At 64.9% G+C, this 21,297-nt stretch carries 21 protein-coding genes; 10 read left to right on the top strand and 11 right to left on the bottom strand.

Going from position 1 to position 21,297, the window contains the following annotated elements; genetic code table 11:
- Positions 1-8: 8 nt before the first annotated feature.
- Positions 9-332 (bottom strand): hypothetical protein, encoded by a 324-nt coding sequence (locus tag C4S73_RS15970; protein WP_103873501.1) that lies wholly within the window; start codon positions 330-332, stop codon positions 9-11.
- A gap of 456 nt (positions 333-788) precedes the next feature.
- On the opposite strand from C4S73_RS15970, the gene C4S73_RS15965 reads away from it, so the two are divergent.
- Both C4S73_RS15965 and C4S73_RS15960 read left to right on the top strand, forming a co-directional pair.
- A complete protein-coding gene (locus tag C4S73_RS15965; protein WP_103873621.1) occupies positions 789-1,046 on the top strand; it encodes a hypothetical protein in 258 nt (85 codons plus the stop codon).
- Positions 1,047-1,185: 139 nt separating this feature from the next.
- The gene (locus C4S73_RS15960) at positions 1,186-1,494 is read left to right on the top strand and encodes a hypothetical protein (RefSeq protein WP_103873500.1); all 309 of its coding nucleotides are present in this window, start codon (positions 1,186-1,188) and stop codon (positions 1,492-1,494) included.
- 107 nt (positions 1,495-1,601) lie between these two features.
- Here the strand turns inward: C4S73_RS15960 and C4S73_RS15955 are convergent, their stop codons facing one another.
- Positions 1,602-2,234: a hypothetical protein gene (locus C4S73_RS15955; protein WP_103873499.1), complete on the bottom strand. Its 633-nt coding sequence runs from the start codon at positions 2,232-2,234 to the stop codon at positions 1,602-1,604.
- 229 nt (positions 2,235-2,463) lie between these two features.
- Here C4S73_RS15955 and C4S73_RS15950 point away from each other — a divergent pair, with 229 nt between their 5' ends.
- The 3 genes from C4S73_RS15950 (at position 2,464) to ybaL (ending at position 5,239) form a co-directional block, all read left to right on the top strand.
- Positions 2,464-2,673: a hypothetical protein gene (locus C4S73_RS15950; protein ID WP_103873498.1), complete on the top strand. Its 210-nt coding sequence runs from the start codon at positions 2,464-2,466 to the stop codon at positions 2,671-2,673.
- Between the two features lie 228 nt (positions 2,674-2,901).
- Positions 2,902-3,222 carry a polyhydroxyalkanoic acid system family protein gene (locus C4S73_RS15945; RefSeq protein ID WP_103873497.1) on the top strand — a complete coding sequence of 107 codons (321 nt, stop codon included), beginning with the start codon at positions 2,902-2,904 and terminating at the stop codon, positions 3,220-3,222.
- Positions 3,223-3,454: 232 nt separating this feature from the next.
- Complete coding sequence (gene ybaL / locus C4S73_RS15940) at positions 3,455-5,239, top strand: YbaL family putative K(+) efflux transporter (RefSeq protein ID WP_103873496.1); 1,785 nt, start codon at positions 3,455-3,457, stop codon at positions 5,237-5,239.
- Positions 5,240-5,559: 320 nt separating this feature from the next.
- Here the strand turns inward: ybaL and C4S73_RS15935 are convergent, their stop codons facing one another.
- The 3 genes from C4S73_RS15935 to C4S73_RS15925 form a co-directional block, all read right to left on the bottom strand.
- Positions 5,560-5,973: a DUF3830 family protein gene (locus C4S73_RS15935; RefSeq protein ID WP_103873495.1), complete on the bottom strand. Its 414-nt coding sequence runs from the start codon at positions 5,971-5,973 to the stop codon at positions 5,560-5,562.
- Positions 5,974-6,174: 201 nt separating this feature from the next.
- Entirely contained in the window at positions 6,175-7,242 is a 1,068-nt protein-coding gene (locus tag C4S73_RS15930; RefSeq protein ID WP_103873494.1) for a patatin-like phospholipase family protein, read from the bottom strand.
- Positions 7,239-8,024 carry a 3-hydroxybutyrate dehydrogenase gene (locus tag C4S73_RS15925; protein ID WP_103873493.1) on the bottom strand — a complete coding sequence of 262 codons (786 nt, stop codon included), beginning with the start codon at positions 8,022-8,024 and terminating at the stop codon, positions 7,239-7,241. Before C4S73_RS15925 ends, C4S73_RS15930 begins: the two co-directional genes overlap by 4 nt.
- A 117-nt stretch (positions 8,025-8,141) precedes the next feature.
- On the opposite strand from C4S73_RS15925, the gene C4S73_RS15920 reads away from it, so the two are divergent.
- The 3 genes from C4S73_RS15920 (at position 8,142) to C4S73_RS15910 (ending at position 12,033) form a co-directional block, all read left to right on the top strand.
- A complete protein-coding gene (locus C4S73_RS15920) occupies positions 8,142-8,669 on the top strand; it encodes a Fur family transcriptional regulator (RefSeq protein WP_244595621.1) in 528 nt (175 codons plus the stop codon).
- 30 nt (positions 8,670-8,699) lie between these two features.
- The gene (gene ispG, locus C4S73_RS15915; protein ID WP_103873492.1) at positions 8,700-9,974 is read left to right on the top strand and encodes a flavodoxin-dependent (E)-4-hydroxy-3-methylbut-2-enyl-diphosphate synthase; all 1,275 of its coding nucleotides are present in this window, start codon (positions 8,700-8,702) and stop codon (positions 9,972-9,974) included.
- Between the two features lie 94 nt (positions 9,975-10,068).
- Positions 10,069-12,033 carry a potassium transporter Kup gene (locus C4S73_RS15910; protein ID WP_103873491.1) on the top strand — a complete coding sequence of 655 codons (1,965 nt, stop codon included), beginning with the start codon at positions 10,069-10,071 and terminating at the stop codon, positions 12,031-12,033.
- Positions 12,034-12,131: 98 nt separating this feature from the next.
- Here the strand turns inward: C4S73_RS15910 and C4S73_RS15905 are convergent, their stop codons facing one another.
- The 5 genes from C4S73_RS15905 to C4S73_RS15885 all read right to left on the bottom strand — a co-directional run bounded on the left by C4S73_RS15905 (position 12,132) and on the right by C4S73_RS15885 (position 17,418).
- Positions 12,132-13,055 (bottom strand): DMT family transporter, encoded by a 924-nt coding sequence (locus tag C4S73_RS15905; protein ID WP_244595620.1) that lies wholly within the window; start codon positions 13,053-13,055, stop codon positions 12,132-12,134.
- Positions 13,056-13,167: 112 nt separating this feature from the next.
- A complete protein-coding gene (locus C4S73_RS15900) occupies positions 13,168-13,650 on the bottom strand; it encodes a MarR family winged helix-turn-helix transcriptional regulator (protein WP_103873619.1) in 483 nt (160 codons plus the stop codon).
- 105 nt (positions 13,651-13,755) lie between these two features.
- Entirely contained in the window at positions 13,756-14,337 is a 582-nt protein-coding gene (locus tag C4S73_RS15895; protein WP_103873489.1) for an NAD(P)H-dependent oxidoreductase, read from the bottom strand.
- 158 nt (positions 14,338-14,495) lie between these two features.
- Positions 14,496-15,917 carry an FAD-binding oxidoreductase gene (locus C4S73_RS15890; protein WP_103873488.1) on the bottom strand — a complete coding sequence of 474 codons (1,422 nt, stop codon included), beginning with the start codon at positions 15,915-15,917 and terminating at the stop codon, positions 14,496-14,498.
- A 172-nt stretch (positions 15,918-16,089) separates the two neighbouring features.
- The gene (locus C4S73_RS15885; RefSeq protein ID WP_103873487.1) at positions 16,090-17,418 is read right to left on the bottom strand and encodes a cytosine deaminase; all 1,329 of its coding nucleotides are present in this window, start codon (positions 17,416-17,418) and stop codon (positions 16,090-16,092) included.
- A 227-nt stretch (positions 17,419-17,645) separates the two neighbouring features.
- On the opposite strand from C4S73_RS15885, the gene folD reads away from it, so the two are divergent.
- Both folD and C4S73_RS15875 read left to right on the top strand, forming a co-directional pair.
- Complete coding sequence (folD, locus tag C4S73_RS15880; RefSeq protein WP_103873486.1) at positions 17,646-18,506, top strand: bifunctional methylenetetrahydrofolate dehydrogenase/methenyltetrahydrofolate cyclohydrolase FolD; 861 nt, start codon at positions 17,646-17,648, stop codon at positions 18,504-18,506.
- A 75-nt stretch (positions 18,507-18,581) separates the two neighbouring features.
- Positions 18,582-19,763 (top strand): ATP-binding protein, encoded by a 1,182-nt coding sequence (locus C4S73_RS15875; RefSeq protein WP_103873485.1) that lies wholly within the window; start codon positions 18,582-18,584, stop codon positions 19,761-19,763.
- A gap of 32 nt (positions 19,764-19,795) precedes the next feature.
- Here C4S73_RS15875 and lpdA read toward each other — a convergent pair whose 3' ends face one another.
- Entirely contained in the window at positions 19,796-21,193 is a 1,398-nt protein-coding gene (lpdA, locus tag C4S73_RS15870) for a dihydrolipoyl dehydrogenase (RefSeq protein ID WP_103873484.1), read from the bottom strand.
- Positions 21,194-21,297 lie beyond the last annotated feature (104 nt).

The following is a 21,297-nucleotide window of genomic DNA, read 5'->3' as shown; positions in this document are numbered from 1 at the left end:
GCCCGCGGTCACGCCCCGCATTTGTAGACGGTGCCCGCAGTGTCGGGCCCCTTCCACTTGATGTCCGCGACCGTCGAGAAGACATGGGTACCGCCGAGCTCGGCGCCCCTGATCTTCAGCCGCGCGATGGCGGTGTCGCGTGCCTTGTCGGTCAGCAGGATCGCTCCAATCGTCGAATCGCCGTTGATCTCCCCCAGTTTGGTGCAGGGTTCCACCACGGATTTGGAATCGGTGATCACGACGATGCTCGTCCGCGAGGTGTGGAAGGCGCAGGCGCCGAGCGTGACAGTGCCGAGCAAGGCGATGGAAAGCAGCAGGGGAGATCGCGGCATCGGGCCTGTCCTGAAAGCGGTGGGTATGCGGCGGCGGCCGCCACCCATGATCGGATGCTTTGCCGCAAATACAAGCCCGCGTCGAACCCGTAGGCGACCTCTCAAGATTCCCCAAGCCCTCATCCTGAGGAGCCATTCCCTGGGAATGGCGTCTCGAAGGATGATTCAGGAGGTTCCCGAACCATCTGGAGCATCCTTCGAGACGCTGCTTCGCAGCTCCTCAGGATGAGGGCTCGACGTCTCGAACGGTCTTCAAATTCTCGCGCAGCCTCCCGGCCTCACCGCAAACGCATGCAATCGAGGCTCAAACCCCGCGGCGATGCGTTGCGCTGCCGCGATCCATGGTCTAGGCGTCCCGCATCATCATTCGGGCCCGCCCTCGCCTCCAGCTTCGCGCCGGGCCCAGCGACGCCGCCGCACGACGCCGGTCTCGCCAACATCGAAGAGGATGCGATCATGGCCCGCAAGAAATCAAAGCCGCTCGAGGCCGAGTTCGTGATGTTCGACGTCGTCTATGAGGACGGCTCGCGCACATCGAACCGGCGCGTGCCGACCTCCCTGCTCGGCGGCCTGGATGGCGACGAGCCGGCGCGCGAGGCCATCATGGAACAGGACCAGATCATCGCGGAGAAATCCGGCAAGCCGGCCCTCGCCATCGCGTTGCTGTCCCGCTCCGGCAAGGTCGTCGAGAAGCCCGCCCGCAAGAATGGTTGACCAATAGAGCGTCGATTAGCGCAGTATTCCCGGAAATCCACAGGCAGATTTAACCTAAAAGGCGCTGTTTTCCTTGACCTCCCCCATCGCGTGCATTTTAGTCCGGGCGGCCGATGGGAGGCTGAAAAAAGGAAAACCTATGCGTACCATTCTGATTGTCGGGGCTTTGGCGGCGGTTCTCGCGGGTTGCCAGACCGCGCAGGAGTCGCTTGCCGACGCCGAAGTGACCTGTGAGTCCCAGGGCTTCCGCCCCGGCACGCGCGCTTATCAGCAGTGCCGTTCTGCAAATTACACCGAAAACCGCCGCGCTTCGAACGAGGCCGGCAACGCGGTTGCGGCTGGTGTCGCCGCCGGCGTCGTCGGCGGCGCCATCATCGGCGCGGCTTCTTCGGGACCGTATTACGGCCGGGGCTATTACGGCCGCCGCGGCTATTACGGCTGGTACTGATCACGCGCGGAGGGTCGTTCGCTGAGACGGCCCGCCGTTCGGAATGAAAAGGCCCCGCAGCTTGCGCTGCGGGGCCTTTATCGTCTCTGTCCCGCCTGCGAGCGCTCTTAGCGCTTCGCCGTGCGCCTGCGGGCCGGAGCCGGTTCGCTCGACGAGGTCAGCAGCGAGCCGATGAAATAGACTGCGATGCCGATGCCCAGCAGGGCCGCGATCGGCTCGCGCTCGGCGCGCTTGGCCAGCATGCGGCTGCCGTAATCGGCATATTCACGCGCGCGATCGGCATAATCGCCGGCATTGTCGCCATAGGCGCGCAGCAGCTTCCCGCCGCTCTTGAGCGCGCTTTCGCCGGTCTGCGCCGCGTCTGAACTATAGTCCTGGAACAAGCTGCGCAGGCGACCGTAATCCGGCTGGTAGCGCTCGAAACGCGAGGCTGGCTGCGAGCCGCGCAGGCTCGCCCAGGCGATCAGGCCGACGCTGAGCGCGCCTAGGCCGAAGGCCGCCAGAGGATGGCGCTCGACGGCGCGGATCACAGCCTCGCCGCCCTCGCGGGCCGCCTCGACCGGGTCGGTCTCCGTCAACGCATCCTTCGCGCGGGAATAGCCGTCCTTGACCGTCTCGCTGGCCCTGCCGGCCATGTCGGCCGCCTTGGCGCGCAGACCGCTCGTTGCGCTGTCGACCTCGTCGCGGGCCTCGTCCCAATCCTTCGGCGCATCAGGGGGAAAGGTGTTCATCGTCGCCATGGCGGGCTCTCCGTTTACAGGTTCGGTCATGGCCAAAGAACGAAAGAGCAGGCGCAGAGTTCCGGACGAGGCCGAGAAAGATCGCGAACCGGCTCATATCGCGACTCAGAATGATCGTGAAAATGCCCTGCCTTCGCCCATCGCTGTCATCGGCCGGCCAAGATTGGATGCGAATTGAAAGGCTGCTTGCTTACACCGAGAACTTGCTCGCACCGAGAAGGAGACGCTCATGCACGCTCAGCACCTCCAGACCGCGCATCCTTGTGTCCTGTCCGATCCGGAGTGGATCGCGCTCGAGAGCATCGACGAGGAAACCCGCCACTTCATCTTCGACGACTCGATGCTGCTCAACCTCAGGGATCGCGGACTCGTCGAAGCCGACGGCGCGATCTGGCGCGTCACCGAGATCGGCCAGCGCACGCTGAGCGAACACGGCTAGAGCATCGGCCCGAAAAGTGGAACGCGGTTTTCGGAAGAAGCCGATGCAAAATCAAAGACCTACTGCTGCGTTCCGGGGCAGCCCGGAACGGGTCGGCGCGGCCCAGGTTCGTGCCGGCCGGCAAAACTCATTCCTCATGATATCGGCACTGCGCCCCCGCTCTCTGGAAATCGACTGGCGGCATCGCCATTCATAAGATGTCGATCCGAGCGGAGTCCTAGAAGCGCCATGGCCAAGCCCGTCAGCATAACCATCTCCCACGATCTCGGCCGTGAAGGCGCGATCGCCCGGCTTCGTGGCGGGATCGACCGCATTCGCGACAGGCTCGGCATGGTGAAGATGCAGCTCGTCGAGGAGAGCTGGGAAGGCGACAGCCTGCGCTTCGGCGTCGCCGCGCTGGGCTACACCGTGCGCGGAAAGCTCGATGTCGAGGATGCGTTGGTGCGCGTCGAGGTCATGCTGCCCTGGGTGCTCGCGGTCTTCGCCGAGAAGCTGCGCCTGGGCGTCGAGAAGCAGGGCCAGGTCCTGCTGGAAAAGCCGAAGGCTTAAGTGCACGCCGCCTCCGGTCCCTCCCGCACCGGACTTGCCCTGATGACTCCCTTCCCAGATCGCAAGCCGGCTCACAGCCGAAAAGCGATGCTCGATGCCGGTCGGGCGGGGATTTTTTTACCTTCATGCCAATGATTGTGCTGCCTTTTTATTGAAATCGACGGGCTGAGACGCCATTGTCGGAAACATCATTTTTGTTCGTTCCGACAACGCTCACCGCCCTGGGAGACTCATGCATCACGGCCCGCTGATCGCCATTCTCGTCGCGGGCCTCGGCCTTGCATTTGTCTTCGGGGCATTGGCCCAGAAACTCCGCATTTCGCCTCTGGTCGGCTATCTCGTCGCCGGCGTTGCGGTTGGGCCGTTCACTCCGGGCTTCGTCGCCGACCAGAACCTCGCCAATGAGCTGGCCGAGATCGGCGTCATCCTGCTGATGTTCGGCGTCGGGCTGCATTTTTCCCTGAAGGATCTGCTCTCGGTCAAGGCGATCGCGGTGCCCGGCGCCCTCGTGCAGATCAGCATCGCGACGCTGCTCGGCCTCGGACTCGGGCTGTCGCTCGGCTGGAACTGGGCGTCGGGCGCCGTCTTCGGCCTCGCGCTTTCGACGGCGAGCACCGTGGTGCTCCTGCGCGCCATGCAGGAACGCCGGCTCGTCCAGACCGAGAAAGGCAAGATCGCGATCGGCTGGCTGATCGTCGAGGACATCGCCATGGTCCTCGCCCTGGTGCTGCTCCCCGTGCTCGCCGATGTGCTGAACGGAACGGCCTCGACCACGGGCACAGGCCCGCTGGCGACCCGCTTCGATCTCGGCCTGTGGGGCGTGCTGGGCCTCACCTTCGCCAAGCTCATCGCCTTCCTCGCCTTCATGCTGATCGTCGGGCGCCGCGTCATCCCGTGGATCCTGCACTGGGTCGCCCATACCGGCTCGCGCGAGCTGTTCCGCCTTGCCGTGCTGGCGGTGGCGCTCGGCGTCGCCTACATCTCCGCCAGCCTGTTCGGGGTCTCCTTCGCGCTCGGCGCCTTCTTCGCCGGCATGATCCTGAATGAATCGCCCCTCAGCCAGCGCGCCGCCGAGGAGACGCTGCCGCTGCGCGATGCCTTCGCAGTGCTGTTCTTCGTCTCGGTCGGCATGCTGTTCGATCCCGGCATCCTGTTCCGCGCGCCGGGGCCCTTGCTGGGAACGCTGGCGATCATCCTGATCGGCAAGTCGGTCGGCGCCTGGCTGATCGTGCGCGCCTTCGGGCGCTCCAACGCCGTCGCCCTGACGATCTCGGCCTCGCTGGCGCAGATCGGCGAGTTCTCCTTCATCCTCGCCGGCCTCGGCGTATCGCTGGCGATCCTGCCGCCGCAGGGACGCGATCTGATCCTGGCCGGCGCGATCCTCTCGATCCTGCTGAACCCGGTGCTCTTTGCCCTCGTCGACCGTTTCGCCGGCGAGGTCAGCCCGGCCAAGCCCAAGCCGAACGCCGCCACGCCCGAGCCGGAACCCGAGGCCAAGACCAGACCCGCCCCCGAGCTCGACATCGTGCCCACGACCCTCTCCGACCATATGATCGTCGTCGGCTATGGCCGCGTCGGCGGTTTGCTGGGTACCGGCCTGATCGCGCAGGGCGAGAAGCTGCTGGTCATCGAGGAGCAGCCCGACGCCATCCTGGCAGCCAGGCGCGACGGCGCCGAACTGCTGATCGGCAATGCAGCCGACCCGGTGGTGCTGGCGGCCGCCGGCCTTGCCCGCGCGAAGCGGCTTTTCGTGGCGATCCCGGAAAGTTTCGAGGCTGGTCAGGTCTGCCAGCAGGCCCGTCGCGACAACCCCGAACTGCCGATCGTCGCCCGCGCGCATTCCGACGCCGAGGTCGAGCACCTCACCAAATGCGGCGCCACGCTGACCATCATGGGCGAGGCCGAAATCGCGCGCGCCATGCTGGCGCTCTGCCGCAAGCCCGATGTGACGCCCGAGCCTGCAACCCCCGCCGACGAGCCGGCAACGCCCGACGAACCCGTGGCTCCCGCGGCCTGAAGGGCTCGCGCGCTGGTTACTAGCTTGTCGTGAAGCACGCTGCCTGCGCTGGAAAACGCGCCGTCATCCCGGGCGCAGCGAAGCGTAGACCCGGGATCCATTCCGGAGCGCTTCCGATGGAGGTTCCGGAATGGATCCCGGATCGGCGCGGCGGAGCCTGTCCTTGGGCCTGCCGAAGGCAGGACCCGAGGGCCGCTTGTCCGGGATGACCCGGTTTCAGCTGAAAACCACTCCCTCGGAAAATCGAGCTGACACAAAAACGGCGCCGGGTACTCCCCGGCGCCGTTCTCATTGGTGACTGGGGTCCGGCCAAAGCCCTCTCAGGCCAGCTCGAAGCGGATGTCCTGCGCGCCTTCCCACAAGGTCTTGCGGCCGAGCGTGTAGAGGTTCTCCAGGCCCGAGGTCAGCGTGATGAAATGGTTGCCGGCGAGCTGGCCCATCTTGCAGGCAAAATGCACGCCGCCATAGGCCAGCAGGATCTCGGTCTCGCTGATGCCGCCGGGATAGAGGATGATCTGGCCCGGCGCCGGATAGCTCGTGTGGTTCTCGTAGCCCACGCCGAAATCGAGATCGCCGAGCGGCATCCAGACGCCCTCGCCGCTCCAGCGCACATGCACGATCTTGCTCGCGAACGGCATCTGGCGAAGGAACGCCGCGCAGGTCTTGGGCGCGGCTTCCAGCTCGAGCTTCGCATCGAAGGTGAAGGGGCCGGCGGTGACGATCAGCTTGGTCATGGGGCGCGGGTCTTTCGGTTCGGATGGTCTTCGGGTGGCTATGGCAGGGAGCACTCGGACATCTCAGCCCTCATCCTGAGGAGCCGCAAAGCGGCCTCTCGAAGGATGCTCCATGAGGCTCGAGAACCATCTGGAGCATCCTTCGAGACGCGGCCTTCGGCCACTCCTCAGGATGAGGGCTGAGAGATATCCGAGCGATATCTACGAGATCGCCTCCTTCAGGTCGAGCGTGCCGACCTCCCCGATCGCCCGGTAGTTGCGCTTCAGCCAGCGACGGGCCGCAGCGCGGCCCATGTCGCGTAGCTTCAACAGGAAGTCCCATTCCGAATTCATCCGCGTCGACGAGGTCAGCAGCGCCAAAGGCGGCCCACCATCGATGCGATGCATCAGCACGCGCTTGTACTCGTCGGTCTTGAGCTTGCCGGCATCGACGAGGCGGTTGACGAATTCGATTGCGCGCAATTCGCGCAGGAGTGAGGCGTTGAAGGTGATCTCGTTCAAACGGTCCTGAATGGCGCGGGCATTGGTCGGCAGTTCCTTGCGCAGGAGCGGATTGATCTGCACCAGCATGATGTCGTCGCACTCGGCCCCGTAATAGAGCGGGTAGAGCGCCGGGTTGCCCATATAACCGCCGTCCCAATAGGCCTCGCCCGCGATCTCGACAGCCTGGAACAGCATCGGCAGGCAGGCCGACGCCATCAGATGGTCGGCCGTCAATTCGGGACCATTGAACACCTTGATCTTGCCCGAGCGGACATTGGTGGCGGCGATGTAGAGCTTGACCTGATCACAGGCCCGCACCTTCTCGAAATCGATCAGATCCGAGATCACCGCGCGCAGGGGGTTGATGTTGAGCGGGTTGACGTCATAGGGGCTCGCCACCTTCGAGAACATCTCGAACCAGAGCAGCCCCGGCGGGCGGCCATTGCTCCAGGCCCCCAGCATGGTGTCGATCAGCGAGCGCTCCGAGCCGCCATATTTACCGTCGACACTGATCGTGCGCCAAAAGGCTTCGAGCTTGGTGCGCGCGCCATCGATCCCGCCCTCGATCCAGCCTTCGCTCAGCACGACGGCGTTCATGGCGCCCGCGCTGGTGCCCGACATCGCCTCGATCGCGAGCCGGCCGTCCTCCAGGATCGCATCGAGCACCCCCCAGCTGAAGGCGCCATGCGCGCCCCCGCCCTGCAGCGCGATCGAGACGGTCTTTTCCGCCTTGGGACCGGCGAGCCCCTTGATCGCGCCCGAAGTGCTCTTGCGGCGCCCGGTCACGCCGCGGTCCAGCCGCCATCCATCGGAAGCGTGGCGCCGGTGATCGACTTTGCCGCATCGGTGCACAGGAAGAGCGCGAGCGCCGCGACCTGCTCGACGGTGACGAACTCCTTGGTGGGCTGCGCCTCGAGCAGCACGTCGTTGATGACCTGCTCCTTGGTCATGTTGCGCGCCTTCATCGTGTCGGGAATCTGCTTCTCGACCAGCGGCGTCCAGACATAGCCGGGCGCGATCGCGTTCACGGTGATGCCCTTGGTCGCGACCTCCAGCGCCACCGTCTTGGTGAAGCCGGCAATGCCATGCTTGGCGGCGACATAGGCCGATTTGAACGGCGAGGCGACGAAGGCATGCGCCGAGGCTGTGTTGATGATACGGCCCCAGCCCTTCGCCTTCATCTTCGGCAGGGCGGCGCGCGTCGTGTGGAAGGCCGAGGACAGGTTGATCGCGATGATCTGGTCCCATTTCTCGATCGGGAACTCATCGACCGGCGCGACATGCTGGATGCCGGCATTGTTGATCAGGATATCGACAGCGCCGAAGGCGGCTTCCGCCTGCGCGATGAAGCCGGCGATCTCGGCAGGCTTGGTCATGTCGGCCGAGGAGAACAGCACCTTGACGCCGAATTCGGCTTCGAGCCCGGAGCGCAGCTTCTCGGCATCGTCTGGCGGCATGATGCCGTTGATCACGAGATGGGCGCCCTCCTTGGCGAGGGCGCGGGCATAGGCTAGGCCAATGCCCGAAGTCGATCCGGTGATGGCGGCGGCACGGTCTTTGAGGAACATGAGCGTCAAGGCTCCTGACAATCGCTGAGAAAGTGCTTAGGTTCGGGTCGCAACAGGAATTCCGCAGGAAATGACGACCGACGCGGCACGTTGCCCGATGTGTCTTTGCAACGCAACATGACGAAAATGCAGCCACACGCCCACACGCATGACGATCATGACGAGACGGTCTGCCAGCACGCGCATGACCACCGCCGCCATGCTTCGGAGGCCCTCGCACGCGCCGAGCGCATCTGCCGGGAACGCGGACTTCGGATGACGCCGATCCGCCGCAAGGCGTTGGAGGCGCTTCATGCCGACCACCGCCCCGTGGGCGCCTATGACCTGGCGGACCGGATTTCGCCCGCCGGGGGGCGCCGCCTTGCTCCGATCTCGATCTACCGGGCGCTGGACTTCCTGGTCGAGCAGGGTTTCGTCCACCGCCTGAGCTCGCGCAACGCCTATGTCGCCTGCCTGCACGGCCATGGCGCCGATGAGGTGGTCGCCTTCCTGATCTGCGAGGCTTGCGGCGGCGTCGACGAGGATTCCTCGCCTGCGATGAAAAAGGCCGTGGCGGCGATCGCACAGATCCGGCAATTCTCCCCTTCCCATCAGGTTGTCGAGATCGTCGGCCGTTGCGAGCATTGCCGGGGCGCGCGCTCATGATAAAGCTGACCCAGATGATAAAGCTGACCCATGAATGAGCGGGCTTTCTCTTGCCTGACGGCGGAGCGCTCCGGTCCCCTGGCCCGGCAGCTGACCGTTCCCGTCAAGGTCGGCCATGTCGTGGTCGGCGGCGGCGCGCCCATCGTCGTCCAGTCGATGACCAATACCGACACCGCCGACATTGCCGGCACGGTGGCCCAGGTCGCCGCGCTGGCGCGGCAGGGCTCGGAGCTGGTGCGGATCACCGTCGATCGCGACGAGGCCGCCGCCGCCGTACCCAAGATCAGGGAACGGCTTGACCGGATCGGCGTCGATGTGCCGCTCGTCGGCGACTTCCATTATATCGGCCACAAGCTGCTCGCCGATCATCCCGCCTGCGCCGAGGCGCTGGCGAAGTATCGCATCAACCCCGGCAATGTCGGCTTCAAGGACAAGAAGGACCGTCAGTTCGGCCAGATCATCGAGCTGGCGATCAAGCATCGCAAGGCCGTGCGGATCGGCGCTAACTGGGGCTCGCTCGACCAGGAGCTGCTCACCGCCCTGATGGACGAGAACGCGCTCGCCGTCCGGCCGCTGGATGCCCGCGCCATCATGCGCGAGGCGATGGTGCAATCGGCTCTGCTCTCGGCCCAGCGCGCCGAGGAGATGGGGCTCGGCAAGGAATACATCATCCTCTCGGCCAAGGTCTCGGGCGTGCAGGACCTGATCACGGTCTATCGCATGCTGGCGAGCCGCGCCGACTACGCCATCCATCTTGGCCTGACCGAGGCCGGCATGGGCTCCAAGGGCATCGTCGCCTCCTCGGCGGCGCTGGGCATCCTCCTGCAGGAGGGTATCGGCGACACCATCCGCTTCTCGCTGACGCCCGAACCCGGCGGAGACCGTACGCTCGAGGTCAAGGCGGCGCAGGAGCTGCTGCAGACCATGGGCTTTCGCGCTTTCGTACCGCTGGTCGCCGCTTGCCCCGGCTGCGGACGCACGACGTCGACGGTCTTCCAGGAGCTGGCGCGCGATATCCAGGACTGGATTTCCGCCTCCATGCCGGAGTGGAAGACCCGTTATCCCGGCGTCGAGAGCCTGAACGTCGCGGTGATGGGCTGCATCGTCAACGGCCCCGGCGAATCCAAACATGCCGATATCGGCATTTCCCTGCCCGGAACCGGTGAGGATCCCACCGCGCCCGTCTTCGTCGATGGCAAGAAGGTCAAGACCTTGCGCGGCGCCGGCATCGCCGGCGAGTTCAAGGCAATGGTCGATAATTATGTCGCCCGGCGTTATGGCGGACGCGCAGATGCTGCCGAGTAGCACCACCAAGACACGGCCGCTCCTTTGCGCGCCGTGCGCATTGTGCTAGAGGCCCCGGCCTTTCGCTGCATCGCAGCACGCGCGGAGATCCCCTATGGGGCATGACCAACCGAATCCTTCGACCCTTCGGCCGGAGGATTCACGTTTCGGCCTCGATGACGGGCATGGCGCCGCCAGCAAGCAGGGTCATGCCAAGACCGGCTATGCCGCGCTGGCGCTCGGCGCGCTTGGCGTCGTCTATGGCGATATCGGCACGAGCCCGCTCTACGCGCTGCGTGAGACCATCCTCGCCGCAACCGGCGGAAATGAGGCTGCGGCCGTTTCGCGCGATATCGTCATCGGCGTTCTCTCGCTGATCCTCTGGTCGCTGCTGATCGTCGTCTCCCTGAAATATGTCGTGCTGCTGATGCGCGCCGACAATAACGGAGAGGGCGGCATCCTGACGCTGGTGGCGCTGGCCCAGCGCGGTTTTGGACGCGTGCGCGGCCGTGGCGTGCTGTTTCTCGGCATGATCGGCGCAGGGCTGTTCTATGGCGACACGGTCATCACGCCCGCGATCTCGGTGCTCTCGGCCATCGAGGGCATCAAGCTGGTGACGCCGGCCCTGAACGATTACGTCCTGACGATCGCCTCGGTCATCATGGTCGGGCTGTTCATGGTGCAGAGCGGCGGCACGCATAAGATGGCGTCCTTCTTCGGCCCGGTGATGCTGGTCTGGTTCCTGACGCTGGCGGGGCTTGGAATCTACCATATCGCCGACGATCTCAGCGTTTTCGCCTCGATCAACCCCTATTACGGCCTGCGCTTCTTCTATGATCATGCCGGCGTCTCGCTCGCCGTGCTCGGCTCGGTCTGCCTCGCCGTCACCGGGGCCGAGGCGCTTTATGCCGATATGGGCCATTTCGGCCGCGGCCCGATCCGGGGCGCCTGGTTCTATCTGGTCTTCCCGGCGCTGTGGCTGAACTATCTCGGCCAGGGCGCGCTGATCCTGTCCGACCCCAGCGCCATCGACAACCCGTTCTACAGGCTGGCGCCGCAGGGCCTGCTGCTGCCCTTCGTGATCATGGCGACGGTCGCGACGATCATCGCCAGCCAGGCCGTGATCACCGGCGCATTCTCGCTGACGCGGCAGGCTATCCAGCTCGGCCTTCTCCCGCGCATGGAGATCCGCCACACCTCCGAGCACACCTCGGGGCAGATCTACATCCCGCGTCTCAACTGGCTCCTGCTGGTGGTGGTGCTGATCCTGGTCTGGGCCTTCAAGACCTCGTCCAACCTGTCCCACGCCTATGGCATCTCGGTCTTCGGCACGATGGTGGTAAGCTCACTGCTGGCCTATATCGTGATCCGCCGCAGCTGGGGCTGGAGCCTGCCGGCCGCCGTGGCGGTGATCCTGCCCTTCCTCGTCGTCGACATGGCGTTCTTCTCGGCCAATATGCTGAAGCTGCTGCATGGCGGCTATGTGCCGGTGCTGCTCGCGATCGGCCTCGTCGTCCTGATGTGGACCTGGGTGCGCGGCACCAAGATCCTGTTCGACAAGACCCGCAAGACGGATGTGCCGCTGCTCGAACTCGTCGGCATGCTCTCGAAGAGCCCCCCGGTGCGGGTGAAGGGCATGGCGGTGTTCCTGACCAGCGACCCCGAGACCGCGCCGGCCTCGCTGCTGCATAATCTGAAGCACAACAAGGTCCTGCATGAGCGCAACGTCATCCTGACCGTGCGCTCGGCCGACACGCCGCGCATCGCCGAGGAGGAGCGCGTGCGCCTCTCCCGCATCGCCGACGATTTCTGGCGGGTCGACATGGTGTATGGCTATATGGAGAGCCCCAACGTCCCCAAGGGGCTGGCCGTGCTGCGCAAGCAGGGCTTCAAGTTCGACATCATGTCGACCTCGTTCTTCCTGTCGCGCCGGTCGATCAAGGCCTCGCCGCAATCGGGCATGCCGATGTGGCAGGACAATCTCTATATCGGCCTGACCAAGAGCGCGACGGACGCCACGAGCTTCTTCCAGATCCCGACCGGCCGCGTCGTCGAGGTCGGCACGCAGGTCACGGTCTGACGGGCTGCGCCGGACGCTCCAGCCGTCTTGCTCGGGCTTGACCCGAGCATCTCCTGCAAGAGATTCTCGGGTCAAGCCCGAGAATGACGCGGTGAGCGTCAATCCAGCCGGGCGGACGCCGCATCCTCAGGCACATGGCGCACCCGCTCGCGATAGAGCAGGTACAGCCCCGACGCGATCACGATCGCCGTCCCGATGAAGGTCCAGCGGTCGGGAAGCTGCCCGAAAACGAGATATCCCAGCGCGATCATCCAGATGATCTGCGAATAGATGAACGGCGCCAGCACGGTCGCAGGCGCCAGGCGATGCGCCAGGATCAGCAGCCAGTGGCCGAAGCCGCCGAGCGCGCCGGTCGCCAGCATCAGCAGCCAGGGCAGCGGGGTCTGTGGCGTCGTCCAGATCCAGGGCAGCAGCGGCAGCATGACGAGCGTGCCCGCGACTCCGGAATAGATCATAGTCGTCTCGGAGGAGTCATAGGCCGAGAGCACCCGCGTCGACAGCGAATAGAAGGCGTAGCAGAAGCAACCGATCACGCTAAGAAGCGCCGCCGGATGCATCCCGCCGAACCCCGGCCGCGTGATCACGAGCACGCCGATGAAGCCGACCGCGATCGCGGCCAGCCGGCGCGGCCCCGGCCATTCGCCGAGCATCGGGCCGGAGACGAGCGCCACCAGCAGCGGCGTCGCGAACATGATCGAGACCGTCTCGGCAAGCTGCAGATATTGGAGCGCGATGAAGTTGAGCGCGGTCGAGCCGAGCAGAAGCAGCGACCGCCCCGCCTGCAACCACGGCCGTTTCGTCCGGAGCACGCCGGGCCGGCTCCACGGGTTGAACAGCGCCAGGACCATGGCCATGCTGCCCGCATAGCGCGCCAGCACCACCTGCAGCGGGTCCATCGAACCGCCCAGCCATTTCGCGCTGGTATCGAGTAGCGAAAAACAGATGACCGCGACGCACATCAGGCCGATGGCGACGAGCCGCGACCTGCCCTCATCGGGGGCGTGGGGAGATTGGGCGGGCAATACCGTTCCCGTCATGCGCAAGGAGAATGACGAACCGAGATTTAACCGATTTAGAGGCCGTGACCAGCGCCTGAACGCATGCGCTCCATGCGTAAATCAGGCGCCGCTTCGATCAGGCGTCGCTATCGGCCTCGTCGCCATCGGCATCGGGATCGTCATGGTCGGCGCCGGCCTTGGACAGACCCTTGGCGGCCTTGCGCAGCAGTTTGCGCAATTGCTTGCGCTCCTTGGCATCGAGCTTGTCGAGCAACTCGTCCTCGACCAGATTCCAGACCGCGTCGAGCTCGAGCGCCGTCTTGTGGCCGGTCTCCGTCAGCGCGACCTGCACCAGCCGGCCGTCCTTGTTGCCGCCTTCGCGCGTCACCAGACCCTGCAGCGAAAGCCGCCCGATCGTCTTGGACACGGTCGGCGGCTTGACCCGCAGCAGAGTGGCGAGTTCGCCCATGGTCATGGGAGCCGCCTGCAATGCCTTGAGGGCCTGCTCCTGCCCCGGAAACAGTCCGAGCGCATTTAATCGCTCGCCCATGCGGGCCCGGTGTAGCCTTGCGGTGACGAGCAACGCACGCCCCACGCTTTTCTCGAGAGCCTTGGTCATCTCGGTCAATCCTTGGGGTCGATCCTTGGACGGATAAGGAAGACGCTTCGCCGGCTGCGTAGTCCGCTGCGAAGATGACAGCCTGATGACAATGCGATGTCGGGTTTAAAGAGAGCCTATGTTTTTGGCGACATTCTTGACAAAAGTGGACCTACTCTCGGTTGTAGAGCGGTTCATGTCGTAATGCGCCAGGTAACGCGGCCGCACTGTCGGGTGGCAGACGGCGCGCAACACGCGGCACACCAGTTTCCGGGGCGGATCTCCCATCAGCAGCGCGCGCCAGCGCGAGCCGCCATAGGTGGTGACCGCCACAAGCTTGCGGATGTTCCAGAGATTGGGCCGGGCCTTGCCCGCAACCAGCTTGAACGAGACGCCGGGCAGAAACACCCTGTCGAAGAAACCCTTGAGGATAGCCGGATAGCCAAAATTCCAGACCGGAAAACACAGCACCAGCGCTTCCGCCGCCCGGACCCGCTCGACATAGCCGGCCACAGGCGCCGTATTGCCCGCAATGTCGTGGTAGCCGACACGCTCGCTCCGGCTCAACACCGCATCGAAACCCTCGGCATAAAGGTCGCAATCATCGACCTCGTGCCCGGCCTCCCGCAAGCTGCTGACAACCGCCGCGTGCAGGCCGGCGCCAAAGCTGGCCGGGTCGGGATGGGCGTAGAGAACGAGCACGCGCATGGTCGAAAATCCTTGAAACCACGTCGAGCCCTCATCCTGAGGAGCCATTCCGTCAGGAATGGCGTCTCGAAGGAGCTTCCAGCCGGCTCTGGAACCATCCTTCGAGACGCCGCTGACGCGGCTCCTCAGGATGAGGGCTTGCTTTCGCAACAATTTTTTTAGCCGACCCCGGCTTCGGACAAACTGCGGAACAGGAAGGTCTTGCCCGAACGGTAATCGTAGTCCGGATCCTCCCAGGCAATCATCTTGCCGGGATTGAGCAGCCCTTGAGGATCGGCTTCGCGCTTGAAGGCAAGCTGCGCATCGTCGGTCTGCTTCATGCCGCCCTCCTCCAGCGTGTAGCGGTGCGGATTGAAGATCGGCGCACCCATCTCCTCATGAACAGCGATGATCTCGTCGAGCCGCTCTTCCGTGGTGAAGCGCACCAGCGGCAGGCCGAAGCAGGTGATCTTGCCGTCGAAGCGAACGAATTCGAGGTGGCAAAGCACCTCGTCGCCAAACCGCGCATGGATCCTTTCCACCAGCTCGACCTGATTGGGAAAGGGATAGAGCACCTGCAGATAGGTGATCGCGGGATCGACCCGCAGCGCACGCAGCGTCGTATGGTTCCAGCCCAGCTCGTAAGCCGGCGGCAGGCCCTTGGCCTCCTCCGCCGAGAGCCTGTCTGAGCGCAGCAACAGCTCCGCGCCCCTGAAGCGACGCGCATAGGCAAGCAGCGCCTCGACCGCGAAATCTGCGGCCATGACGACGACGAGATGCTTGCCCTGCGGCAGGAACTTCTTGTGGCGCAGAAAGTAGTCCTGGCCGATCGGCGCGGCGATGACCGCAAGGTTCTTCAGCGCCAGCCCATCCTGCTCACCGAGCTGGTTGGCGAACTCCGTCGCCGCGCGCAACGTGTCGAAGCCGAGGATGACGTCGACCCAGTCATAGGCGGGCCCGAGCGGCATCTCGACCTCGGTGATGATGCCGTTGGTGCCATAGGCATGGGCGACCTTGTGCAGGTCGTCCCCCGCCAGTTCGAGAATGCGCGGGCTTGCCTCCATCGTCGCGACCTTGAGCCGGATGATGTTGCCCCAGTCGCGCAAGCCGCCCCATTTGATCGAGCCGACACCACCGGAGCCACCGGCGATGAAACCGCCGATCGAGGCGGTCTGGTAGGTCGAGGGATGCAGCCGCAATTCCTGCCGCGAATGCGCCCGCGTCTCGTCGTCGATCCGGGCCATGATCGCACCGGGCTCGGCGACATAGCGGCCGTGCTCGATGCGCTTGACCTTGTTGAAGCCCGCCAGATCGAGCAGCACGCCGCCCGATAGCGGCATCGCCTGGCCGTAATTGCCGGTCCCGGTCCCGCGCGGCGTCACGGGGATGCCGAGGCCATGCGCCGCCGCGAGCGTCTGCAGCACCTGCTCCTCGCTTGTCGGCGAGACCACGATATCGGCGCTGACCTGGTCGAGCTGGCGTTTCAGAACGGGCGAATACCAGAAGAAGTCGCGGCTCTTCTGCTTCACCAGCGCCGGGTTGTCCTCGGTGCGGATGCCGGAGAGCCGGGCCTTGAGGGCTGCGATGTCGTAGGTGGTCATACGAACCAAATCCCTCTTGCAACGGACGGGTCCTCTCGAACCTCCGTCGTCATCCTGGCCTTAGCGAAGCGAAGCGCCGGGATCCATCGTAGGGCACTGAGGCCTCCGATGGATCCCGGGACGACCTGCGGTCGCCCAGGATGACGGCGCGGTTGGAGAAGCGGACAGAGAATCACGACCGCGCACCCATCAGATGATCCAGCTCGCGATGATCGGGCAGCGTCGTGTCGATCGCCTTGCCGTTGACCAGCACCGTCCGGTCGGATTGCGGACGGGCGAAGAACTCCGTCCAGTCACGCGCGCGCGTCAGGATCAGGTCGGCGGCGCCGCCCGCAGCCAGCACGCCCCGGTCGGCATGCCCCATCGCAACAGCCGGTGTCCGCGCGACCGCATTGGCCCAGTCCGCGCCGGAATGGTCGAGCTGGAGGATGCGCGTACCCTCCCGCAGGACTTCGATCAGGTCGAGATCGCCATAGGCGTAGAACGGATCGCGCGTGTTGTCCGACGCGATCATGACAGGCACGCCCGCAGCCTTCAGCTCGTGCAGGGCGGTGACGCCGCGCCAGCGCGGCGTGCGGCCGGGCGCGCGGTCCTGAAGGTACATGTTGCACATCGGCAGCGAGACGACCGCAATGCCAACCTGCTTCACCTTGTCGATGATGCGCGCTTCGTCGTCGGGGCCCTGCACGGCCAGTGAACAGCAATGCCCGCACAGGATCCTGCCGGTGAAGCGGTGGCGCAGCGCGGCATCGGCGATGTTCTCCAGCGAGCGCGCTGCGGGATCATTGGTCTCGTCGACATGGAAATCGAGGTCGAAGCCGTTCTCGATGGCGATGCGGAAGATGATGTCCAGCGCCTGGTCGAGTTCGGGGATCATGTAGCTGACGCAGCCGAAGATGCCGTCGCCATGCGCCTTCACAGCTGCGGTCACGGCCTTCATATGCCCGGCATCGAGCGCGAACTGGATCCCGAACAGCGGCGAGGCCTGCAGGGCGATGCGTCCCGCCCACTCAGCCCGCAGTTCCGCCAGGACAGGCCAGGAGATGTCGATCTGCTTTCCCAGTGAATCGATATGCGTGCGTATCGCCGCCGTGCCATGTGCGAAGGCGCAGCGCAGGCCGAACTCCATGCGCGCACGCACGTCCTCCGCCGACCAGTTGGCCTCGCGATCGGCCATGACGCTGTTCAGCGCGCCCATGAAGGACCCGTCGGGATTGCGCTGGCGCGGCCAGATATGGCCCTTGTCGAGATGGACATGGGCATCGACGAGACGCGGCAGCACGATGCCGCCATCGAGGTCGAATTGCGGCCCGTCAGCGGGTGCCTGCATGCCCGCAGGCAGGATCGAGGCGATACGGCCATCCTCGACCGCGACATCGACCAGCGCCAGCCCGTCGCGGTCGGCGGCAAGCGAACTGCCGTCGGTCAGGCAGAGCGGAATGCGGGTCTGCCGCAGCATGTAGCTCGCAGAGGCTGGTATCGTAGCGAAACCGCTGGTCACGTCGTCAACTCTCCTGCCGGCGGTTTCGCCTCGTCTGGTCGATACCGGGCAGCATGGGCAGCGGCAAGACCATGTTCAAGCCGGCAAGATCAAGACGGCATGCTCAAGCCGGCATGGTCGCAGGCATCTGTTGCCGCTTGGCCGCCGCGATGCGTCGCCAACACGCTTGCCCCGTTGCTGACGATGCCGCATGAGGACGGCTCGCGGACAGGATGAGGATTTCTGACATGCAGGATCAGGCGCGTATCATCGATGGCAAGGCGGCGGCAGCCGCGCTGCGGGCCGAAATCGGTCTGGAGATCGCGGCAATCAAGTCCGCTGGCGGTTCCGTGCCGGGCCTCCATGTCGTGCTCGTCGGCGACGACCCGGCAAGCCGCGTTTATGTCGCCTCCAAGGAGAGGCTCGCGGCCGAGATCGGCATGAATTCGGTCGCCCACCGCCTGCCCGCCGAGACCAGCGAAGCCGAGCTCCTCGCCAAGATCGAAGCGCTGAATGCCGATGATTCGGTCGATGGCATCCTGGTGCAGCTGCCGCTGCCGAAGCACATCAATTCCGGCGCGATCATCGACGCCATCGATCCCGCCAAGGATGTCGACGGGCTCCACCCGATCAATGCCGGCCGCCTCGCCGGGGGCAAGGAGGGCCTCGTGCCCTGCACGCCGCTGGGCTGCATGCTGCTGCTGCGGCAGGTGCTGCCGACGCTGGCCGGGCTTGAGGCCGTCGTGATCGGCCGCTCCGAGCTGGTCGGCCGCCCGGTCGCGCAATTGCTGCTGCAGGCCGATTGCACGGTGACGATCGCCCATTCGCGCACGCGCGACCTCGCCAGCGTCGTGCGCCGCGCTGATATCGTGGTCGCCGCGGTCGGGCGCCCGCATTTCGTGCGGGCCGACTGGATCAAGCCCGGCGCCACGGTGATCGATGTCGGCATCAACCGCCTGCCCGACGGCAAGCTCACCGGCGACGTCGATTTCGCGCAGGCCCTGAATGTCGCGGGCGCGATAACCCCGGTGCCGGGCGGCGTCGGCCCCATGACGATCGCCTGCCTGCTGCGCAACACGCTGACGGCTTTCCGCGCAAGGCGGGGGTGACCGAAGACGATTGCAAACATAGCTCTCTTATGTCAGTTTATCGAAATTGCATAAACCTACATAAGATAGCGATAGATGGACCCGCGAACCAACCCCTACGCACCGGGCGCTGGGACGCCGCCACCCGAACTTGCCGGGCGCGACAAGATAATCGAAGACGCCGCTGTGGCGCTGGACCGTATCAGAGCCGGACGGGCTAGCCGCAGCCTTATCCTCTACGGACTACGCGGCGTCGGTAAGACTGTTCTTCTCAACCGGATCCGTATTGACGCCGAAGCACGCGGCATCGAAGGCATTCAGATCGAAGCTCCGGAGGGCCGCTCGCTGCCCGCCGCACTCGCCCCAGCGATGCGGGCGACGCTTCTGCGGCTGAGCCATATCGAGGCCACCAAGGCGATGATCGGACGCGCCCTATCCGGGCTCGCCGGTTTTGTCGGCGCAATGAAGTTGAAGTACGGAGACATCGAGATCGGCATCGATGTCGAACCCGAGAAAGGGCTGGCGGATAGCGGCGATCTCGACAGTGATCTCACGGCCCTGCTTCGTACGGTTGGAGAGGCTGCGCGCGCTGCGGGCACGGCCGTCGTTCTCTATATCGACGAACTGCAGTATGTCCCGGAAGAGCAACTGGCGGCGCTGATCACAGCTTTGCACGCGGCAAGCCAAATGCAGTTACCGGTGACCATGATGGCTGCCGGGCTACCGCAACTTGTCGGCCACACGGGTCGAGCGAAATCCTATGCGGAACGGCTTTTCGCTTTCGTTCTTGTCGATCGACTGGACACGGCCGCAGCAACAAAAGCGCTTTGTGTTCCAGCAGAAAAAGAGGGCATTGCGTTCGACGCCGTCGCAATCAGCACGATCATTGATCAGACACGTGGCTATCCGTATTTCTTGCAGGAATGGGGAAAGCATAGCTGGGATGTAGCCGATGCCTCTCCGATCAGTTCCGCGGATGCAGAGCAAGCCACGATCAATGCGCTTGCAGAACTGGATGCAAGCTTCTTCCGCGTACGGTTCGATCGGCTGACACCGTCGGAAAAGCTGTATGTCAGAGCAATGGCTGAGCTCGGCCCAGGCCCACATCGATCAGGCGATATCGCGGAGCAGCTCGGCCGCAAGGTTACGGCGGTCGCCCCGTTGAGAAACAGCCTGATCTCGAAAGGCATGATCTTCGCTCCATCGCATGGCGATACCGCCTTTACGGTACCGCTCTTCGATGGCTTCATGCGGCGCATAATGCCGCCTGCGGGCTGAACGATCGGTTTCGATCGCTGACAGGCGCCGCCTCACATATGGATCGGGCGCTTGTCCACGGCGAGCGCGGCTTCCTTGACCGCCTCGGCCAGCGTCGGATGCGCGTGGCAGGTGCGGGCGAGATCTTCCGCCGAACCGCCGAACTCCATCAGCACCGTAACCTCGGCGATCAGGTCGCCGGCATGAGGGCCGATGATGTGGCAGCCCAGCACGCGGTCGGTCGTCGCATCTGCCAGGAACTTCACGAAGCCCTCGGTGTGCTTGATGGCGCGCGCGCGGGCATTGGCCGTGAAGGGGAACTTGCCGGTCTTGTAGGCGACGCCCGCGGCCTTGAGCTCTTCCTCGGTCTTGCCGATCGCGGCGACTTCCGGCGCGGTGTAGATGATGCTCGGGATCGCGTCGTAATTCACATGACCGGCCTTGCCGGCGATGATCTCGGCGACAGCCATGCCCTCGTCCTCGGCCTTGTGGGCGAGCATCGGGCCGCGCACCACGTCTCCGATGGCATAGATGCCGGCGACATTGGTCTTGAAGTGATCGTCGATGACGACGCGGCCGCGCTCGGTGGCGACGCCTGCAGCTTCAAGCCCAAGCCCGTCCGTATTCGGGCGGCGGCCGATCGCGACCAGCACGATATCGGCCGAGAGCGTCTTCGCCTCGCCCCCGGCTGCCGGCTCGACGGTGACGGTCGCGCCCTTCTTGCCGTTCTCGACCTTGGTGACCTTGGAGCCGAGGTTGAACTCGAAACCCTGCTTGCTCAGGATGCGCTGGAACTGCTTGGCGATCTCGTCATCCATGCCGGGCAGGATGCGGTCGAGATATTCGACGACCGTGACCTTGGCGCCGAGACGGCTCCAGACCGAGCCGATTTCGAGCCCGATCACACCCGCGCCGACGACCAGCAGCTCCTTGGGAACGGCGGTCAGCTCGAGCGCGCCGGTCGAGGTCACGACGGTCTTCTCGTCGATCTCGACGCCCGGCAGCCCCATCGCCTCGGAGCCGGTGGCGATCACGATCGCCTTGGTCTCCAGCTCCTGCGTCTTGCCGTCCTCGGCGGTCACCACGACCTTGCCGGCGGCCGGGATCGAGGCCGTGCCGTGGAAGGGCTCGATCTTGTTCTTCTTCAGCAGGAAGCCGACGCCGTTGACGTTGGCGTCCACCGTCTCCTGCTTGTGGACCATCATCTGCTTGAGATCGAGCTTGGGCTTGCCGACGATGACGCCGAGGCTCGGGAAGGTGTGGCTCGCTTCCTCGAACATCTCGGAGGCATGCAGCAGCGCCTTGGAGGGAATGCAGCCGACATTCAGGCAGGTACCGCCATGAGTCCGGCGCTTCTCCACCACGGCGACCTTGAGGCCGAGCTGGGCGGCGCGAATGGCGCAGACATAGCCGCCGGGGCCGGTTCCGATGACGACGAGATCGTAGGACATCACTAAAAGCCTCTCAGCGGCCCGTCATGGTCGGGCTTGTCCCGACCATCCACGTCTTCGGAAGGCCGGAAGGAAAGTCGCGGATGCCCGGGACGGGCCCGGGC

It is taken from the genome of Allobosea lathyri, from assembly GCF_900108245.1.
In the GTDB taxonomy this organism is placed as follows: Bacteria; Pseudomonadota; Alphaproteobacteria; order Rhizobiales; family Beijerinckiaceae; genus Allobosea; species Allobosea lathyri.
The sequence above is the reverse complement of the archived record's forward strand: the minus strand, read 5'-3'. Positions and strand labels throughout refer to the sequence as shown.

Bases quoted from the DNA above. Each gene is read 5' to 3' on its own strand.
- C4S73_RS15895 (WP_103873489.1), bottom strand. From the start codon at position 14,337: ATGCGCGTGCTCGTTCTCTACGCCCATCCCGACCCGGCCAGCTTTGGC.
- C4S73_RS15935 (WP_103873495.1), bottom strand. From the start codon at position 5,973: ATGACCAAGCTGATCGTCACCGCCGGCCCCTTCACCTTCGATGCGAAG.
- C4S73_RS15970 (WP_103873501.1), bottom strand. From the start codon at position 332: ATGCCGCGATCTCCCCTGCTGCTTTCCATCGCCTTGCTCGGCACTGTC.
- C4S73_RS15960 (WP_103873500.1), top strand. From the start codon at position 1,186: ATGCGTACCATTCTGATTGTCGGGGCTTTGGCGGCGGTTCTCGCGGGT.
- C4S73_RS15945 (WP_103873497.1), top strand. From the start codon at position 2,902: ATGGCCAAGCCCGTCAGCATAACCATCTCCCACGATCTCGGCCGTGAA.
- C4S73_RS15890 (WP_103873488.1), bottom strand. From the start codon at position 15,917: ATGACCACCTACGACATCGCAGCCCTCAAGGCCCGGCTCTCCGGCATC.
- C4S73_RS15910 (WP_103873491.1), top strand. From the start codon at position 10,069: ATGGGGCATGACCAACCGAATCCTTCGACCCTTCGGCCGGAGGATTCA.
- ybaL (WP_103873496.1), top strand. From the start codon at position 3,455: ATGCATCACGGCCCGCTGATCGCCATTCTCGTCGCGGGCCTCGGCCTT.
- C4S73_RS15875 (WP_103873485.1), top strand. From the start codon at position 18,582: ATGGACCCGCGAACCAACCCCTACGCACCGGGCGCTGGGACGCCGCCA.
- C4S73_RS15900 (WP_103873619.1), bottom strand. From the start codon at position 13,650: ATGACCAAGGCTCTCGAGAAAAGCGTGGGGCGTGCGTTGCTCGTCACC.
- folD (WP_103873486.1), top strand. From the start codon at position 17,646: ATGCAGGATCAGGCGCGTATCATCGATGGCAAGGCGGCGGCAGCCGCG.
- lpdA (WP_103873484.1), bottom strand. From the start codon at position 21,193: ATGTCCTACGATCTCGTCGTCATCGGAACCGGCCCCGGCGGCTATGTC.
- C4S73_RS15920 (WP_244595621.1), top strand. From the start codon at position 8,142: ATGACGAAAATGCAGCCACACGCCCACACGCATGACGATCATGACGAG.
- C4S73_RS15955 (WP_103873499.1), bottom strand. From the start codon at position 2,234: ATGGCGACGATGAACACCTTTCCCCCTGATGCGCCGAAGGATTGGGAC.
- C4S73_RS15950 (WP_103873498.1), top strand. From the start codon at position 2,464: ATGCACGCTCAGCACCTCCAGACCGCGCATCCTTGTGTCCTGTCCGAT.
- C4S73_RS15965 (WP_103873621.1), top strand. From the start codon at position 789: ATGGCCCGCAAGAAATCAAAGCCGCTCGAGGCCGAGTTCGTGATGTTC.
- ispG (WP_103873492.1), top strand. From the start codon at position 8,700: ATGAATGAGCGGGCTTTCTCTTGCCTGACGGCGGAGCGCTCCGGTCCC.
- C4S73_RS15925 (WP_103873493.1), bottom strand. From the start codon at position 8,024: ATGTTCCTCAAAGACCGTGCCGCCGCCATCACCGGATCGACTTCGGGC.